The sequence below is a fragment of the Sphingomonas sp. IC4-52 genome (genome assembly GCF_020707225.1).
GTDB lineage: Bacteria > Pseudomonadota > Alphaproteobacteria > Sphingomonadales > Sphingomonadaceae > Sphingomonas.
This window is the reverse complement of sequence record NZ_JAJFEU010000003.1, coordinates 280888-298020: the sequence shown is the minus strand read 5'-3', so window position 1 is coordinate 298020 and position 17133 is coordinate 280888. Positions and strand designations below refer to the sequence as shown.

Annotated in this window: 13 protein-coding genes and 1 tRNA gene; 5 read left to right on the top strand and 9 right to left on the bottom strand. The window is 65.2% G+C overall.

Annotation, left to right across the window (positions count from 1 at the left end):
- Positions 1-45: 45 nt before the first annotated feature.
- From LK535_RS10370 to LK535_RS10360, 3 genes are all read right to left on the bottom strand, one after another.
- On the bottom strand, positions 46-567 hold the full coding sequence (locus LK535_RS10370) for an LptA/OstA family protein (RefSeq protein ID WP_227771823.1): 522 nt from the start codon (positions 565-567) through the stop codon (positions 46-48).
- 6 nt (positions 568-573) lie between these two features.
- Positions 574-1212, bottom strand: a complete 639-nt coding sequence (gene lptC / locus LK535_RS10365) for an LPS export ABC transporter periplasmic protein LptC (RefSeq protein WP_227771822.1) — start codon at positions 1210-1212, stop codon at positions 574-576.
- Between the two features lie 143 nt (positions 1213-1355).
- On the bottom strand, positions 1356-1976 hold the full coding sequence (locus LK535_RS10360) for a ribonuclease D (protein WP_227771821.1): 621 nt from the start codon (positions 1974-1976) through the stop codon (positions 1356-1358).
- A gap of 283 nt (positions 1977-2259) precedes the next feature.
- On the opposite strand from LK535_RS10360, the gene LK535_RS16930 reads away from it, so the two are divergent.
- The 3 genes from LK535_RS16930 to LK535_RS10340 all read left to right on the top strand — a co-directional run bounded on the left by LK535_RS16930 (position 2260) and on the right by LK535_RS10340 (position 5961).
- The gene (locus tag LK535_RS16930; RefSeq protein ID WP_321576557.1) at positions 2260-3090 is read left to right on the top strand and encodes a cold-shock protein; all 831 of its coding nucleotides are present in this window, start codon (positions 2260-2262) and stop codon (positions 3088-3090) included.
- Positions 3091-3486: 396 nt separating this feature from the next.
- Complete coding sequence (locus tag LK535_RS10345; RefSeq protein ID WP_227771926.1) at positions 3487-5259, top strand: DUF885 domain-containing protein; 1773 nt, start codon at positions 3487-3489, stop codon at positions 5257-5259.
- A gap of 6 nt (positions 5260-5265) precedes the next feature.
- Positions 5266-5961, top strand: coding sequence for an HPP family protein (locus LK535_RS10340; protein ID WP_227771820.1), 696 nt, complete (start codon positions 5266-5268; stop codon positions 5959-5961).
- A gap of 202 nt (positions 5962-6163) precedes the next feature.
- On the opposite strand, the gene LK535_RS10335 is transcribed toward LK535_RS10340, so the two are convergent.
- Positions 6164-6239, bottom strand: a tRNA-Thr gene (locus tag LK535_RS10335).
- Between the two features lie 139 nt (positions 6240-6378).
- Here LK535_RS10335 and LK535_RS10330 point away from each other — a divergent pair.
- Both LK535_RS10330 and LK535_RS10325 read left to right on the top strand, forming a co-directional pair.
- Positions 6379-7200, top strand: coding sequence for a hypothetical protein (locus LK535_RS10330; RefSeq protein WP_415837122.1), 822 nt, complete (start codon positions 6379-6381; stop codon positions 7198-7200).
- Between the two features lie 59 nt (positions 7201-7259).
- The gene (locus LK535_RS10325) at positions 7260-11882 is read left to right on the top strand and encodes an NAD-glutamate dehydrogenase (protein ID WP_227771819.1); all 4623 of its coding nucleotides are present in this window, start codon (positions 7260-7262) and stop codon (positions 11880-11882) included.
- A gap of 431 nt (positions 11883-12313) precedes the next feature.
- Here LK535_RS10325 and LK535_RS10320 read toward each other — a convergent pair whose 3' ends face one another.
- The 5 genes from LK535_RS10320 to LK535_RS10300 form a co-directional block, all read right to left on the bottom strand.
- Positions 12314-13315: an NADPH:quinone oxidoreductase family protein gene (locus LK535_RS10320; RefSeq protein ID WP_227771818.1), complete on the bottom strand. Its 1002-nt coding sequence runs from the start codon at positions 13313-13315 to the stop codon at positions 12314-12316.
- Positions 13278-13904 (bottom strand): 3-isopropylmalate dehydratase small subunit, encoded by a 627-nt coding sequence (leuD, locus tag LK535_RS10315; RefSeq protein ID WP_227771817.1) that lies wholly within the window; start codon positions 13902-13904, stop codon positions 13278-13280. The genes LK535_RS10320 and leuD overlap by 38 nt, the downstream gene beginning before the upstream one ends.
- 202 nt (positions 13905-14106) lie before the next feature.
- Entirely contained in the window at positions 14107-15543 is a 1437-nt protein-coding gene (gene leuC / locus LK535_RS10310) for a 3-isopropylmalate dehydratase large subunit (protein WP_227771816.1), read from the bottom strand.
- Between the two features lie 140 nt (positions 15544-15683).
- Positions 15684-16343 (bottom strand): 3-oxoacid CoA-transferase subunit B, encoded by a 660-nt coding sequence (locus LK535_RS10305; RefSeq protein ID WP_227771815.1) that lies wholly within the window; start codon positions 16341-16343, stop codon positions 15684-15686.
- Positions 16343-17050 (bottom strand): CoA transferase subunit A, encoded by a 708-nt coding sequence (locus LK535_RS10300; RefSeq protein ID WP_227771814.1) that lies wholly within the window; start codon positions 17048-17050, stop codon positions 16343-16345. The genes LK535_RS10305 and LK535_RS10300 overlap by 1 nt, the downstream gene beginning before the upstream one ends.
- Between the last annotated feature and the right edge of the window lie 83 nt (positions 17051-17133).

Sequence of the window (17133 nt, the reverse complement as noted above, 5' to 3'; positions counted from 1 at the left end):
AGGAATCATGCATGAGCTTGCGGCGTGGCGGAAGCCCTCTTTCGATCAGTCGCGGTTCGGCACGGAGAAAGTGCCCGTGACCCGGCCTGACGGAGCCGTCGTGACGTTTCCGGCGCCGGTGCCACCACGAACCGATGACCCGTCGATTACGGCGCGTCCCGTATCGAGATTGATCGTCAGCCGCCCGCCATTCACGGTATTCGCGCCCTGCGTCAGGCTGACCGCGCCCACCATGGTGATGATTCGCCGGTTCAGATCGTACACGGCATATTGGCTGCGCGCCGTCTGGTCGGGCCGGCGCACGACGACGCCGCCGGCGGCGTCGAGGCGCGATACCTGCGGATTACCGCCAACCACCTGTCCCGTGTAGCTGACGGTCATTCGCGCAGCGTTGAGCGACATTTCCGCCTGCCGGACGGCGACATTGCCGGAAAGCACCGCCCGATTGGCGCGATCCTGCAGCTCGATCGTGTCGGCACCGAAATCGATCGGGGCGTTGGTGTTGTGACGCGTCTGCGCGATCGCGCCGGATGCGAACAGAAGGGCGAGGAGGGCCACGCGTTTCATGGCGCGCTATCTCGCCCCTCGCGGGTTCACGCGCAAGCGGGCATTGCCACGCAAAGTGACGGTTCTGGCCTCCAGATCCGCATCAAGCCTGTTTGCGCTGAAGCTTCCTTGGGAAACCGTGCCGGTCACGCCGTCCGTCGAGCGCAGCTTGCGCGTCTTCAGGTCCACCGTCGCGTCCTGAGTATCGAGCGTGTAGTTGTTCGGACCTCGAAAGGCGATCGGGCCGTCGACCTTCACCCGCTCGCTTTCCATATCGTAGCGGCCGGTCGGGGCGGTCAACGTGGCCGGTCCGTCCTGAAGGCGGATTTGCGCCGCCAGCTTGCTGATCTCGACGATCGGCTCTGCGGAGCTTCGCTGGACGGCGGAGCCGGCGTTCAACGTGAACGGCTGCCCCTTCGCGTCCGACCCGCGATATTGGGCGCGCTGGATCTTCAGGCGTTCCTTCGCGACCTCGACCTTGTTCTTGTCGAGCACGAACGAGACATCCCCTGCGGTCGTCAGCGGCGCCATGACCAGGAATGCCGCGAGCACGCCGATCAGCACCGGAAGCAGCCAGTGGGTGATGGAGATGATCCGGTCGTGCCGGCTCCCCGGGGCCGCCCATCGCTGACGCCGCGTACGTTCCCGGACCGCGATTTCAGACATGCGCGCGCTTCCCCGCCGTGAACCCTCCCGCCGAGGCGGAACTTACCAAACGCGGAGGACCGCGAAAGTTTCGCGCTGCCCCGGTTTGTTCGATTCGCGCCTGCCGGCACTGCACGAACATGGCCGGGGAGCCGAAACGGTCCTCAAGCATGCGCGAAGATGTCCACCTCCGGCCAGCCGGCCAGATCGAGTTCGGCGCGATGGGGCAGGAAATCGAAGCACGCCTGCGCGATTTCGGTGCGTCCTTCGCGCGCCAGTCGCTTGTCGAGCTCGTCACGAAGGCGATGCAGATACCGCACGTCGGAGGCAGCATATTCGCGCTGTGCTTCGCTGAGCTCCGGCCCGCCCCAGTCGGACGATTGCTGCTGCTTGGAAATTTCCTGCCCCAGCAGCTCGCGCACCAATTCCTTCAGCCCGTGGCGGTCCGTGTAGGTGCGGACCAGACGCGACGCGATCTTGGTGCAATAAACCGGGGCGGCAACAATCCCCATATAGTGCCGGATCGCCGCGATATCGAAGCGGCCGAAATGATATAGCTTCAATCTGGCAGGATCCGCGAGCGCCGCACGCAGGTTCGGCGCGGCGTAGGTGGAACCCGGATTGAAGCGGACGAGATGCTCGTCACCCAGCCCGTCCGAGATCTGCACGAGGCAGAGCCGGTCGCGCGGCGTGATGAGCCCCATCGTCTCCGTGTCGACGGCAAGCGGGGCGCCGGGTGCGAACACATCGCCCGGAAGATCTTCTTCATGAAAATAAACGGCCATTCGCCCGCCGTAGCGCGGGGCGCCGTCAGGCTCAACAACCCGCGGAAAACGGGTGATACAATGGTTGTTAGCGCGATAACCTGTGCTTTGAACGCGACAGTTGCGCAATGATCGATGCGCAATACTTGCTTTTCACGACGAATCTGTTCGCAGCAGGCGCGCCGATGCGCTATGACGAGTCCTGTGGCGCACCAGCTTCCGCGTCACAAAGCCCTGCGCCGGCCGTCCATCGCGCGGGTCTTGAAACTGATTTGCGGGCGGAGCGGGAAGACGAACAGGGTTTATGGGTTACGAAAAAGGTGGCCGCGGCAATCGTGGCGGACGCGGGCGCGACAAGCGTGACGGCTTCGGTGGCGACGATTTCGGCGGCGGTGATTTCGGCGGCGGCGGTTTCGGCGGCGGCGGCTTTGGTGGCGGCGGCTTCGGCGGTGACCGCGGCGGCTTCGGCGGTGGCGGCTTCCGTAGCGGCGGTGGTGGCGGCTTCGGCGGCGGCGGCTTCGGCGGCGGCGGCGGTGGCTTCCGCGGCGGCGGCGGCGGCGGTGGTGGCTTCGGCGGTGGGAACCGCATGCCCCCGCAGGTCGTCGGCGAGGGCACCGGTGTTGTAAAGTTCTTCAACGCCCAGAAGGGTTTCGGCTTCATCGTTCGTGATGACGGCGGCGAAGACGTGTTCGTCCACATCTCTGCTGTTGAGCAGGCCGGGCTTACCGCTCTTGCGGAAGGTCAGCCGCTCGGCTTCACGCTGGTCGACCGCGGTGGCCGCATCTCGGCGACCGAGCTGAAGATCGAAGGCGAGCCGATGCCGGTGAGCGACCGCGCACCGCGCGAGGGCGGCTTCGGTGGCGAGCGCGCGCCGCGTGCTGGTGGCGCCGGTGCCGGTGGCCCGCAGCGTCAGCTGACTGGCGAAAAGGCCACGGGAACCGTCAAGTTCTTCAACGCGATGAAGGGCTTCGGCTTCATCCAGCGCGACGATGGTCAGCCTGATGCCTTTGTGCACATCTCGGCTGTCGAGCGTGCTGGCATGTCCAGCCTGAACGAAGGCGATCGCCTGTCCTTCGAACTCGAAGTTGATCGTCGCGGCAAGTACGCGGCAGTGAATCTTTCTTCGTCCAGCTAATTTTCCCCGCTTCGAAATAGGAGAGGGAAGGGCCGTCCGGGACAACCGGGCGGCCCATTTTCGTTTAGGGACGCTGCTGGCTGTCGGCAGCGGGCATAAACGCCCCAGCGGCGAGTGAGATGGCGCGAGCCGCCGTGCCTCCCGGAAAGCGCGACCGCACGGCGCCATGGTGCGGACCCATCGCGGCCCATGCTCTCGCCCGATCGGGCGCCAGTTTTCGAGCGAGTTAGCGAACAACCCCTCGCGGTTATCTCGATCGCCGCTGCGAGAAGCATTTCAAAAGACACTTAATACTGGCAAATGGCCGCTTGCCCCGATCCGGGCGCAACCCACTCGAAAGGCACACCCACCTTGCGCGTCCTGCTTCCGCTGCTTCTGTCTGTTGCTCTTCCCGCTATGGCCGCCGCCCAGGCCCCGGTGGCGACGCCCGGCTCAGCCGTGCCTGCGGGTGACGCCGCTGCCGAGGGTGCCAAGCTGCGCCAGATCTTCAACGACAGCGACGAAGCCAGGCTGCGGCGCAATCCCGTGGAGGCGATCTTCCGCGGCGACCTTCGCTATGCCGATCGCTTGGGCGATTACCTCACCCCCGCTTACGAGGAAGCGGAGCGGCAGGCTCTGGTTGATGATCTGAAGGCGCTGGGCCGAGTGAACCGCGATCGCCTTTCTGCGGTGGACCGCATTGCTTATGATGTGTTCAAGTCGGATCGGGAGCGTGATCTGAAGGGCTATACGCCCGCGCTGCTGCGGATCAGCGAAGTATTGCCGATCAACCATTTCGGCGGATTGCAGACCTTTTATCCGGAATTCGCCTCCAGCCAAGGTGCGGCGCCGTTCAAGACGGTGCTCGATTACGACAACAACCTGAAACGCAACGCTCAATATGCCCAGGTGGTAGATCGTATGATCGCCCGCGCACGTGAGGGCATGAAGCGCGGGATCATGCCACCCAAGCTGGTCGTGCAGAATGTGATCGGCCAATTGGATCACATTCTGGCCGGAGCGCCGGAGGCGTCGCTTTTCTATGAACCGGTGACGAAGTTCCCCGACGCCGTCGGGGCGGCCGATCGCTCTCGCTTGACCAAGGCCTATGCCCAGCAGGTGCGTGACGTCCTCAATCCCGCGCACCGACGCTTGCGCGAGTTTCTCCAGAACGAATATCTGCCGCGTGCGCGCGACACCGTCGGCTTGTCAGCGCTTCCGGGTGGCGCCGCCTGGTACGAATATCTGATCGAGAACAGCACCACTCTGCCGCTGAAGGCGGAGGCAGTGCACGAACTCGGCCTTTCCGAGGTAGCGCGCATCCTTTCCGAAATGGAAGCTCAGAAGGGCCGCGCCGGGTTCAAGGGTACGTTGCCGGAATTCTTCCAACATTTGCGGACCGATCCGCGTTTCCAGCCGAAAACCGCCGAAGAGATCGCAGCGGGATACGCGGCGGTCGGAAAGAAGGTCGATGCGCGGGTCCGTGAGCAGTTCAGCCTGATCCCGAAGACACCGCTCGAGATCCGGCCGGTTCCGGCATTCCGGGAAAAGACGGCGGCGGCGGGATCCTATCAGTCCGGCACGCCCGATGGTTCGCGCCCCGGCGTCTTTTACTATAACACCTATGATCTGCCGAACCGCTATCTGTGGGGCATGGAGACGCTGTATCTTCACGAGGCGGTGCCCGGCCATCACTTCCAGATCAGTCTCGCCCAGGAAAATGCCAGTTTGCCGGCCTTCATGCGTTTCGGCGGCAATACGGCTTTCTCCGAAGGCTGGGGCCTGTATGCCGAGACGCTCTATCCGGAGCTGGGGCTTGAGACCGATCCCTATCAGCGGATGGGTGGGCTGAACGACGAGATGCTGCGCGCCATGCGGCTGGTGGTCGACACGGGCATTCACGCCAAGGGCTGGAGCCGCGACCAAGCGGTTCGTTACATGCTCGACAATTCGCCGATGCCTGAAAGCGATGCGGTGGCGGAGGTGGAGCGTTACATCGCCATTCCGGGGCAAGCGCTCGCCTACAAGATCGGCCAGCTGACCATTCTTCGCCTGAAAGCGGAGGCGCGGCGTGCGTTGGGCGATCGCTTCGATCCGCGCGCGTTTCATGCCACTGTTCTGGATACGGGCGCTTTGCCGATGCCGGTGCTGGAACGGAAAGTCGCGGATTGGACGGCGAGCCAGCGGTAAGCGGGCGTGGTTCCACTCTTTCGCGCAATTCTGGCCGGCGGATCGCTGCGCGATCGGGTGGTCGCCAGTGCTGGTGGACTGGCGGGAATCGTAATCACCGCAGCGGTGAGTTTCCTTCTGCTGAAGGACATGGCGCCGCTGCCGATGATTGTCGCTCCGATGGGGGCGTCGGCCGTGCTCGTGTTCGCGGTGCCGGCCAGCCCGCTTGCTCAGCCATGGCCAGTGATCGGGGGCAACATCATCTCCGCTCTGGTCGGGATCACCGTCGGGCGGCTCGTGCCGGATGTGGCGCTGGCCGCCGGCGTGGCGGTAGGCGCTGCCATCCTGATCATGTCGCTGCTGCGCTGCCTGCACCCGCCGGGCGGTGCGGCGGCGCTGACCGCCGTGGTTGGCGGGCCCGCCGTCGTATCCGCGGGCTATCTATTTGCGCTGGTGCCGGTCGGGATCAACGCCGTGCTCCTGACCCTCGCAGGTTTGCTGTTCCACCGCTTCTCCCACCATTCTTATCCCCACCGCGCCCCTTCGCTGCCCCAGCAGATCGATCGCGTCTCGGACCCTCATCCCGAGGACATCGATCGCGCACTTGCTGACCTCGGCGAGACGTTCGACATCAGCCCCGAAGACCTCGCGTTGCTCGTCGCCCGCGTGTCCCACCATGCAAGGATAAGGTCCGGGCAGGGCAGGAGGCGCGGAGCTAGGTAACGGAGCTCAATGCCCCTTGTGGCCGAGCTGCACATCCAGCTCAGCCTGAACGCGGCCGAGCGAAGAGATAAAGGAGCGGTCTGCCATGGGCTGAGCAGTTGCGCCTCGCTGGAGAAACCAACGGTCACTCCGCGAACCATCGAGAGAATAACGGGAAAGGCCGAACTTTGCCTTGGGCCTGGCGCCCGTGTTCGACGGGAAGTGGTGCCGCGTGCAGGACTCGAACCTGCGACCCCCGCATTACGAATGCGATGCTCTACCAGCTGAGCTAACGCGGCACGATGCGCAGTTCAGCGCGTCGGAGCGGGGCGCCTAGCAGGGGTTCGCGCACAGTGCAAGCGGCTCTCGAGTTTACGCGCTCTTTACCACGCGCGCGGCAATAAGGGGGCAGGGCATGAGCTCCAGAGGACGAACATCATGGATATCCGCGGCTTCGATGGGGCACGCGCCGACCGGGGCAGTGACCCGACCGAGGGGGGAATCGGCGAGGCGACGAAGGTGATTGGCAGTGACGAGCGGCGCATGCACGTCCGCGCGTACAATCATTGGGTGTCCCTGCTGAAGGGCCGTGCGTACCCGGCCATCGAAGATCTGGAATCCGCAGGCCCAACGGACTTCCAGGCGCATGGCGTGTTGCTGGACTTCACGGGCGGCATGGACGACCCGGCGATTAGCGCCATCGGCGAGGCGCTGAGCGAGGAATGCGGCGTACATCAGGAGATCACGCGAATCTCTCAGGTGCCCGCCCGTTCGCTGCTTTCGCGGCTGACAGATCATTATCTGCAGATCATCGCGAATCGGGCGCCGATCGGCTTCGAGGCCGAGTTCGTAGGCACGCGTGGGCATAACACCCTGTATCGCGGCATCCTGATGCCATTCTCCTCCGACGGGAACGTCATTGATCACGTCTATGGCGTGATCAATTGGAAGGAGATCGTTGGTGCGGCCGAGCAAGCGCAACTCGACGCGGAGCTCGCGGCCGCCGTGCGCAGCCAGCCCAGGGTAGAAGCGGTGCCGACCGTGTGGGCCGACGGGCCGAGCGCATCGCGCGACGACGTCCGCAGCCCCTCGGATCTTCAGCGACTGCCCATCGCTACTCTGGCGCTGGACGTGCCGGCAGGTCCGCAGCAGATGGTTGTCCTTCTCGCCCAGGCGCGTGGCGACGGCATGTTCGACATACTTGGCGCAATTCCCGACGATCAGGACCTCGCGAGCCGGGCAGCTGCCGCGCTTCCCTGAGATAGTTGCATCGGAAACAAGGGTTGAGCCCCGCGCCACTCGGGCGCATAGGCTCGGCCATGTCGAAAACCTCGATGAAGGCGCTGACACAAGCGCTCGCTGACCGGCTGACCAAGGGCGCTCTGCCGGGTGAATTGAACGGCTTTGGACGAGAGGAGCAGGTTGACGCCGCCGCCTTCCTGGCCGCTACCGCCCAGGTGCGGGCTCCCGGTACCGTTGCGGTCGCGCTGGAGCCGCTGCCCGGCGAGGGCCCGCAGCGGCGCATGCGCATGGCGATCGTCAACGACGACATGCCCTTCCTGGTAGATTCAATCGCGGGTGCAATTGGCGATCACGACATCGCTATCGATCGTATTATCCATCCAGTGGTGCCAGTACGACGAGACGCCGAAGGTGTTCTCGAGGGGGTAGACGACGGCGGATCCCCGGAATCGATGATCTATATCGAAACGGAGCGAGCCGACGCACGCGACCGGCGTGAACTCATCGATGCATTGATCAGCGATCTTTCGAACGTCCGGGTTGCCGTTGCCGACTGGCGGCGGATGCAGGCGACGCTGGCGGCCGACGCTGCTGGCATCGAGGATACTGGCGGCGACCATGAAGGCGCCGCGCTAATGCGCTGGTTCCTGGACCGGCATTTCACTTTGCTCGGCCATGAGCGGTGGATGGCAGACGGGGCAGTGGATGGCGAGCCGCTAGGCATTGCCCGCAATGCGCATGAGCCGCCGCTGCTTGCCGAGCGGTCACGACGTCTGGCGCTGGAGTATTTCGCCAGCGGCAAGGGCGGGCCGCTGCTGCTGAAGTCCAGCCTGATCTCGCCGGTTCACCGCCGCGTGCCGCTGGACCTGATCGTGGTGCCGATCCGTCGTGGGGCGGCCATCGCCGGCCTGTCGATCCACGCCGGCCTCTGGACCTCGGCCGCGCTCAAGGCTCCGCCACGCAGCGTGCCGGTGCTGCGCCAGCGCCTTGCGGACCTTGAAGCGAAGCTGAGCTTCGATCCCGCCGGCCATACCGGCAAGGCGCTGACCCATGCGATGGCCACGCTGCCGCATGATCTGGTGACCGCCGTGTCCGCCGAGGCGGTGGAAGAACTCGCGCTGACGGCGATGAGCCTTGCCGATCGGCCGCGGCCGAAGCTGGTGCTTGTTCGGTCCGCGCTGGGCCGACACCTGTTCGCCTTCGTCTGGCTGCCCCGCGATGATGTATCCACCACCCGGCGCGTTGCTATCGGCGACATGCTGGCCGACGCGGCGAACGGCAGCATCCTGAACTGGTCGATCGCGCTGGAGGACGGCCGGGTCGCGCTGATCCGCTATACCATCGACCTGCGGCAGTCCGGCATCATGCCGGACGTGGAGCCGCTGGACGCTCGCCTCGAAAAGATGGTTCGCGGCTGGGAGCGTGACGTCGAAGCCGCACTGGCGGAGCGCATTGCGCCTGCCCGCGCGGCCCGGCTGGCCATTCGTTGGGCCGGTGCTTTCCCGCTGAATTATCGCAACGTTTCGACAGCCGATGAAGCGGCGGAAGACGTGTTGCGGGTTTCCGAGCTGGCCGATGAGAGCGACCGTGCGGTGCACATCTATCCGCCCGCGCCCGGTGCCGATCACCGACTGAAGATCTACAAATCGCACGGTGCGCTGGCGCTGTCCGAAGCGGTCCCGGTTCTCGAGAATTTCGGCTATCGCGTGATCGGCGAGCTGCCGACGCGCCTGCGCGAGGATAGCGACAGCTTCGTTCACGACTTCATCGTGCAGCCGCAAGGTGACGTCGCGAACATCGATCGCGAGGTGCTGGAAGACGCGATCGCAGCGGTGCTGAAGGGCGCGGCGGAGAACGACGCGTTCAACCGCCTGATGTTGGTCGCGGGACTGAAGCCTGCGGCCGTGCTGCTCTACCGCGCCTGGTTCCGCTATCTGCGACAGGCGGGGCTGACCTATAGCCTGACCACCGTGGCCGAAGCGTTGGGCAGGGCACCGGCATTGGCCAAGGCGCTGATCGATCGTTTCACCCTGGCGCATGATCCGCACGCGCAAGGCGATGTCGCGGCTGTCGATGCAGAGATTGCTGCCGGTCTCGACGCGGTGACGGCGATCGACGACGATCGCATCCTGCGCGCGTTCAAGGCGGTCATCGCCGCCACGCTGCGCACGAATGCGTTCGCCTCGGCTGCGGCCGAAGCGCTCGCCTTCAAGCTCGACAGCAGCCGCATCCCTGGCCTGCCGGCACCGCTGCCGTGGCGCGAGGTGTGGGTCTATTCTCCGCGGGTGGAAGGCATCCACCTGCGATCCGGACCGGTTGCTCGCGGTGGCCTGCGCTGGTCCGATCGACGCGACGACTTCCGTACCGAGATCCTGGGGCTGATGAAGGCGCAGCGCGTGAAGAACGCGGTGATCGTGCCGACCGGTGCGAAGGGCGGCTTCTATCCCAAGCAATTGCCCAATCCCGCGACGGACCGGGACGCGTGGCTGGCTGAAGGCAAGGAAAGCTATCGCGTCTTCATCCGCACGCTGCTGTCGATCACCGACAATATCGTTGCAGGCAAGGTGGTGCATCCGGAGGGCGTCCGGGTTCACGACGGTGAGGATCCTTATTTCGTCGTCGCTGCCGACAAGGGAACGGCGACGTTCAGCGATGTCGCCAATGCCATCGCGCTGGAACGCGGCTTCTGGCTGGGCGATGCGTTCGCCAGCGGCGGCTCGCAGGGCTATGACCACAAGGCGATGGGCATCACCGCCCGCGGCGCGTGGGTTTCCGTGCAGCGTCACTTCGCCGAGCGCGGGGTGGATGTTCAGAAGGATGTCATCCGTGTCGTCGGCTGCGGCGATATGTCGGGCGACGTGTTCGGCAACGGCATGTTGCTGTCGCAGACGCTCAAGATCGTGGCGGCATTTGATCACCGGCACATCTTCCTCGACCCGGATCCCGATCCCTCGAAGAGCTGGGCGGAGCGCGCACGGCTGTTCAGCCTGCCGCGGTCCAGCTGGGAGGATTATGACAAGGGCCTGATTTCCGCAGGTGGCGGCGTCTTCGCGCGCACTGCCAAGACGATCCGGTTGACCCCGGAGGTGAAGACCGCACTCGGCATCATCGCGGATGAGCTGGAACCCGCCGCGCTGATCTCCGCCATTCTCAAGGCACCGGTCGACCTGGTGTGGTTCGGTGGGATCGGCACGTATGTGAAGGCCGCTTCCGAAAACAATGCGGCAGTCGGGGATCCGGCCAACGATCGTCTGCGCGTCGATGCAGAGGACATCCGAGCAACGGCGATCGGCGAAGGCGCGAACCTTGGCGTGACTCAGGCGGCACGTATCGCGTTCGCTGCGAAGGGCGGCCGGATCAACACGGACTTCATCGACAATTCCGCCGGCGTGGATTGTTCGGACAATGAAGTGAACATCAAGATCGCGCTGAACCGTGAGATGGCCGAGGGTCGCCTCTCGTTCGATGATCGCAACACGCTGCTGGGCGCGATGACGGACGATGTCGCGCATCTGGTGCTTGAGGATAACCGGCTCCAGACGCTGGCATTGTCGATCGCGGAGCGGGGCGGCGTTCGCGCCGTGCCAAGCTTCGTGCGCGTCATCGAGATCTTCGAAGCCGCGGGCCGCCTTGATCGCCGGGTGGAGGGCCTGGCGGGCAACGAGGATCTGCTGCGCCGTGCCGCAGAGGGAAGCGGCCTGACCCGGCCGGAGCTCGCGGTGCTGCTATCCACGGCGAAGCTTGCGCTGCAGGACGCCATCGAGGCGGCTGGGCTGGGCGCCGATCCGCTGCTCCAGCCTGATCTGCGCGCCGCCTTCCCGGCGGAAATGCAGCAGCGATTTGGCGAAGCGATCGACCATCACCAGCTGCGGGGCGAGATCGTCGCCACGAAGCTGGCCAACCGCATCGTCAATCGCATCGGGATCCTGAACCCGTTCGAGCTGGCCGAGGAAGAAGGGGCGGCGCTGGGCGACGTCGCGGCCATGTTTGTCGTGATCGAGCGATTGTTCGACCTCGGCACGCTGTGGCGCGACATCGAGACCGGCAGCATGTCCGAGGACGGGCGCATTGCCCTGTTCGACGGCGTCGCGCGGGCGGTGCGCTCGCAAGTCGCGGATCTGCTTCGCGTCGTCGCGCCCGGTACTCTGCCCGGTGAGGTGCTGGAACGGATCGGTAAGGGCGTCGCCAAGCTGCAAGGCCAGGCGAGCGACCTGCTGCTCCAGGAAGCGCGGTCGGAAAGTGCGCGCATGGCACAGTCCCTGGCGGCGGCCGGAGCGCCCGAGTCGCTGGCGGCGCGGGTCGTGCGCTTGCATGAGATGGATGGGGCCATCGGGCTCGTTGATCTCAGCGCGAAGTCGAAGACGGATGAAACCGAGCTGACCCGTGCCTACACGCGGCTTGGCGAGGCGCTGGGGCTCGACTGGGCGCAGGCGGCAGCTGCGCGTCTCGAGCCGACGGATCCGTGGGAGCGGCTGCTGGTGGCCGGGCTGGTTCGGGATTTCGAGCAGATGCGGCTCGACTTCCTGTCGCGGGAAGAACCGTGCGATTCCAGCGCGTCAGTCAATAAATGGCTGACGGAAAACGAGGCGCCGGTGGCGCGCTTTACCGCCGTGATCAACCGGGCGCGGCAGGCGAGCAGCCCGTCGGCCGCCATGCTGGCGCAGGTGGCAAGCCAGGCGCGGATGCTTCTGGGGCGCTGACAAGGACTGGCCCCTCCCGAGCCGGGAGGGGCTGGCTCCGCGAGCGGCGCGGCGGTTGGACGTTCCGGTAAGTCCACGTTTTGCGTGGCCGCTTGCGTAACCGCCGCGGGTGCTTTTGGCCTGACTCTGGCCAGTCATGGCCGTTGGCTGGCCTTGTTCCGGATAGCGCTAGCCATCAGCGGTCCGGCCCCCGAAGCGCGGCTGAGCGCGAGAGCGCTGACCTGAAAGGTGTTGTGAGCGACCGGGCGGTGCGGGCGCTTTCGGCCATTTGCCGGTTACGATCGCCCGGCGGTGGCGATCGTTCGAGAACATCGCGTCAGGCGCGCGCTTCGCTTAGTCCCCGAGACCATGTTGTGGGGGCGCGGGGCGGGGGTGCGCTCGGGCAGATCGGGTGCGGGACGTGCCGGGCTGACCCGGCACGTCCCAGCCCGTCAGTCGGCGACGCGGACCACCAGCTTGCCGATGGCGGCGCGGCCTTCCATCTTGGCGATGGCATCGCCGCCGCGATCGAACGGGAATACTTCCGTCACCTTGGGCGCGATCTTGCCTTCGCCCCACAGGTCGAACAGCTGCTTGATGCTGGCGCGGTTCTTGACCGGCTCGCGCGCCGCATGGGCACCCCAGAATACGCCGCGGATGTCGCAGCTCTTCAACAGGGTCAGGTTCAGCGCGATCTTCGGGATGCCGGCGGGGAAGCCGATCACGAGATAGCGGCCCTCCCAAGCAATGGAGCGAAGCGCCGGTTCGGCATAATCGCCGCCGACCGCGTCATAGATCACGTCAAAGCCGTTCTTGCCCGCCTTTTCCTTGAAGGCGTCGGCCAGCGCCTTGCTCTCATCCTTCGAGAACGGTGCGCGGCCATAGATGATCACGTCATCGGCGCCAGCATCGCGCACCGCCTGCGCCTTTTCCTCGCTCGACACCGCGCCGACCACGCGTGCGCCGAACGCCTTGCCCAGCTCCACGGCGGCAAGGCCCACGCCGCCAGCGGCACCCAGCACCAGCAGGTTGTCGCCCGCCTTGATGCTGCCGCGATCCTGCAGCGCGTGAATGGTGGTGCCATAGGTCAGCAGCATGGCAGCGCCTTCCTCGAACGAACGCTCGTCCGGGATGGCGTAGATGTTGTCGGCCTTCAGCGCGATCTTCTCGACCAGGCCGCCGTTGCCGGTGTTGCCCATGACACGATCGCCCGGCTTCCACGCCGTCACGCCTTCGCCAACGCTTTCGACGACGCCCGAAACCTCACCGCCGGGGGCGAACGGGCGAGGCGGCTTGAACTGATATTTGTCCTGAATGATCAGCACGTCGGGATAGTTGATCGCGCACGCCTTTACGGCAACGATCACTTCACCCGGCTTGGCGACGGGATCGGGAAGCTCCCCGATCTCCAGCGTTTCAGGTCCGCCCGGCGCCCTCGACAGCAATGCTCGCATTCGTCTCTCCCGCGATCCACGGCCGATGCTCGTCCAGCATCGCCTCGTATTTCGAAATCGCGGTATCCCTTGCCAGCGTCAGGCCGACCTCGTCCAGCCCCTCCATCAGGCATTGCCGACGGAACGGGTCCAGTTCAAAGGTGAAGCGATCCTGGAAGGGCGTGGTGACGGTCATCGTTTCCAGATCGATGGTGATCTCGTCGGTCTTGGCGACCTCGATCAGCCGATCGACCGCATCCTGCGGCAGAACAACGGGTACGATTCCGTTCTTGAACGCATTGCCCGAAAAGATGTCGGAGAAGCTGGGCGCGATCACCGCCTTGATCCCCAGATCGCCCAACGCCCAGGCAGCGTGTTCGCGGCTGGACCCGCAGCCGAAATTGTCGCCGGCGATCAGGATCGGGCTGCCGGCATAGGCCGGATCGTCAAAGATATTGCCGGGCTGTGCGCGCACCGTCTCGAACGCGCCGCGACCAAGGCCAGCGCGCGTGATGGTCTTCAGCCAATGCGCCGGGATGATGACGTCGGTGTCGACGTTCTTGGCGCCCCAGGGATAGGCCTTGCCCGATACGGTGCGAACCGGCTCCATCAGCGCTGCCGCAGCTTAACCAGCGCAGCCGGCTTGGCGATGGCGGCGTACGCGGCGACGCCGCTCAACAGGGAGCCTGCGATCAGCAGAACAAAGACCTTTTTCATTACGCTTCCCTTGTTAATCGGCGGGCGTCCCATAACGGCTATTTGACGCCCGGGGTAACGTTGCTCACCCCGGTTCCAGCCCGGACCGACGTGGATCAGGCGTTTGCCATCAACTCGCGAACATCCGCCAGGTGCCCGGTTACGGCAGCGGCGGCCGCCATTGCTGGCGAGAGCAAGTGGGTGCGCGCACCCGGCCCCTGCCGGCCAACGAAGTTGCGGTTGGAAGTGGACGCACAGCGTTCGCCCGGGGGCACCTTGTCCGGGTTCATGGCCAGGCACATCGAACAGCCGGGCTCCCGCCATTCAAAGCCGGCCGACGTGAAGATGCGGTCGAGGCCTTCCGCCTCCGCCTGCCGCTTCACCAGTCCCGACCCGGGGACGACCATTGCGCGCACGCCTTCGGCAACGCGCCTGCCGTCCGCCACGGCAGCGGCAGCGCGCAGATCCTCGATCCGGCTGTTGGTGCAGGAGCCGATAAAGACATGCTGGACCGGCACGTCCTGAAGCCGGGTGCCGGGCGTCAGCCCCATGTAATCGAGCGACTTCTTTGCCGCCTCGCGCTTGGAGGCGTCGGCGAAGCTTTCGGGCTCCGGCACGGTTCCGGTGATCGAAACCACGTCCTCCGGGCTGGTGCCCCAGGTGAGGGCGGGCGCGATCTCCGAGGCGTCGATCAGGACCGTCCGATCATAAGTCGCGCCCGGATCGGTGGCGAGGGTGCGCCACCAGGCGACCGCCTTGTCCCAATCCGCGCCCTTTGGCGCCATGGGGCGATCCTTGATATAAGCGAACGTCGTGTCGTCCGGCGCGATCATGCCGGCACGTGCGCCGGCCTCGATCGACATGTTGGCGACCGTCAGCCGGCCCTCCAGCGACATCTCGCGAATGACGTTGCCAGTATATTCGATGACATAGCCGGTGCCGCCGGCCGCGCCGATGCGGCCGATGATGGCGAGGATCACGTCCTTCGGCGTGACGCCGAAGCCAAGCTTGCCCTCGACCCGCACTTCCATCGTCTTCGACGGGCTGAGCAGCAGCGTCTGCGTGGCGAGCACATGCTCTACCTCGCTGGTGCCGATGCCAAACGCCAGCGCGCCCAGAGCCCCGTGCGCCGAGGTGTGACTGTCGCCGCAAACGACGGTGGTGCCCGGAAGGGTGAAGCCCTGTTCCGGGCCAACGACGTGGACGATGCCCTGCTCGGCGGCGAGCGCATCGATATAGGGCACGCCGAATTCCGCGACATTCTGGCGAAGCGCCGACAATTGCGTCGCGCTTTCGGGATCGGCGATCGGCAGTTCACGCCCCCCCGCATCGACGCGCGGCGTGGTGGGCAGGTTGTGATCGGGAACGGCAAGCGTCAGATCCGGCCGGCGTACGCGGCGGCCCGCGGCGCGAAGCCCCTCGAAAGCCTGCGGGCTGGTAACCTCATGAACGAGGTGGCGATCGATATAGATCAGGCACGTGCCATCGTCGCGACGTTCGACGACGTGGGCGGCCCAGACCTTTTCGTACAAAGTAAGCGGACGACTGGCCATAACGAGGGGCGCCTTAGACGAGGTGGCGCAATAAATGGAAGAGTAGAAGCTGTTCTGCGGTACAAAGATTGCGTGTGCCGCGCCTACAGGGGTGTCTGGGCCGTCGTCCTCCCGGCGTTGAGCCGAGAGGACCGGCGGCGTCAGCCCAGCGCAACCTCGTAGGTCGCGGTCGTCTTTGCGGCAATTTCGTCGGCGGTGATGCCAGGCGCCATTTCGATCAGGCGGAAGGCGCTGTGGTGGTCGGGGCGCTGGAAGACGGCGAGGTCGGTCACGATCATGTCGACCACGTTCCTTCCGGTCAGCGGCAGGGTGCAGGCCGGGATGAACTTGGGGCTGCCGTCCTTTGCCACATGCTCCATGACGACGATGATCTTTTTCACGCCGGCAACGAGATCCATGGCGCCGCCCATGCCCTTGATCATCTTGCCCGGGATCATCCAGTTGGCGATGTCGCCGTTTTCGGCCACTTCCATCGCGCCAAGCACCGTCAGGTCGATGTGGCCGCCGCGGATCATGGCGAAGCTCTGATCGGAACCGAAATAGACGCTGCTGGGAAGCTCGCTGATCGTCTGCTTGCCGGCGTTGATGAGATCCGCATCCTCCTCGCCCTCATAGGGGAAGGGGCCGATGCCGAGCATGCCGTTTTCGCTCTGCAGGGTGACGGTCATGCCAGCGGGGATGTTGTTCGCCACCAGCGTGGGGATGCCGATGCCGAGGTTCACATAATAGCCGTCGCGCAGCTCCTTGGCGGCGCGGGCAGCCATCTGGTTGCGATCCCAGCCCTTGGTCTGCTCGGTCATCACGCGTTCTCCCTCGCCCGCGTGGTGCGGAATTCGATCTTCTTGTCGTACGGCGCGCCGACGATCATTCGCTTCACATAGATGCCGGGCAAGTGGATCGCGTCGGGATCGAGGGTGCCGACGGGCACGACCTCCTCCACCTCCGCGACGCAGATCCGGCCAGCGGTGGCCATCGGTTGATTGAAGTTGCGGGCGGTCTTGCGGAAGATGAGGTTCCCGCTTTCGTCCGCCTTCCAGCCCTTGATGATGCTGAGGTCAGCGCGGATGCCGCGTTCGAGGATATATTCCTCCCCATCGAACACCTTCACTTCCTTGCCCTCGGCAACCAGGGTGCCGACGCCCGTTTTGGTGTAGAAGCCGGGGATGCCGGCGCCGCCGGCGCGGCAGCGTTCCGCGAGCGTGCCCTGCGGGCAGAATTCCACCTCCAGCTCGCCGGACAGATACTGGCGCTCGAATTCCTTGTTCTCGCCCACGTAGGAGGAGATCATCTTCTTCACCTGGCGCGTGCGCAGCAGCTTGCCGAGCCCTTCGCCATCGATGCCGGCATTGTTGCTGGCGATCGTCAGGTTCTTCGCGCCCGACGCCTGAATGGCATCGATCAGCCGTTCCGGAATGCCGCACAGGCCAAAGCCGCCCGCGCAGATCAGCATTCCGTCGTGAAGCAACCCGTCAAGCGCCGCGGCGGCGTCCGGATAGAGCTTGTTCATGCGTGCGCCTTCTGTCGTATCGAACGATACGAGTTAGCGATCACGCGCGATGCGGGCAACCGATCTGCCGGGCGGTGGGCGCT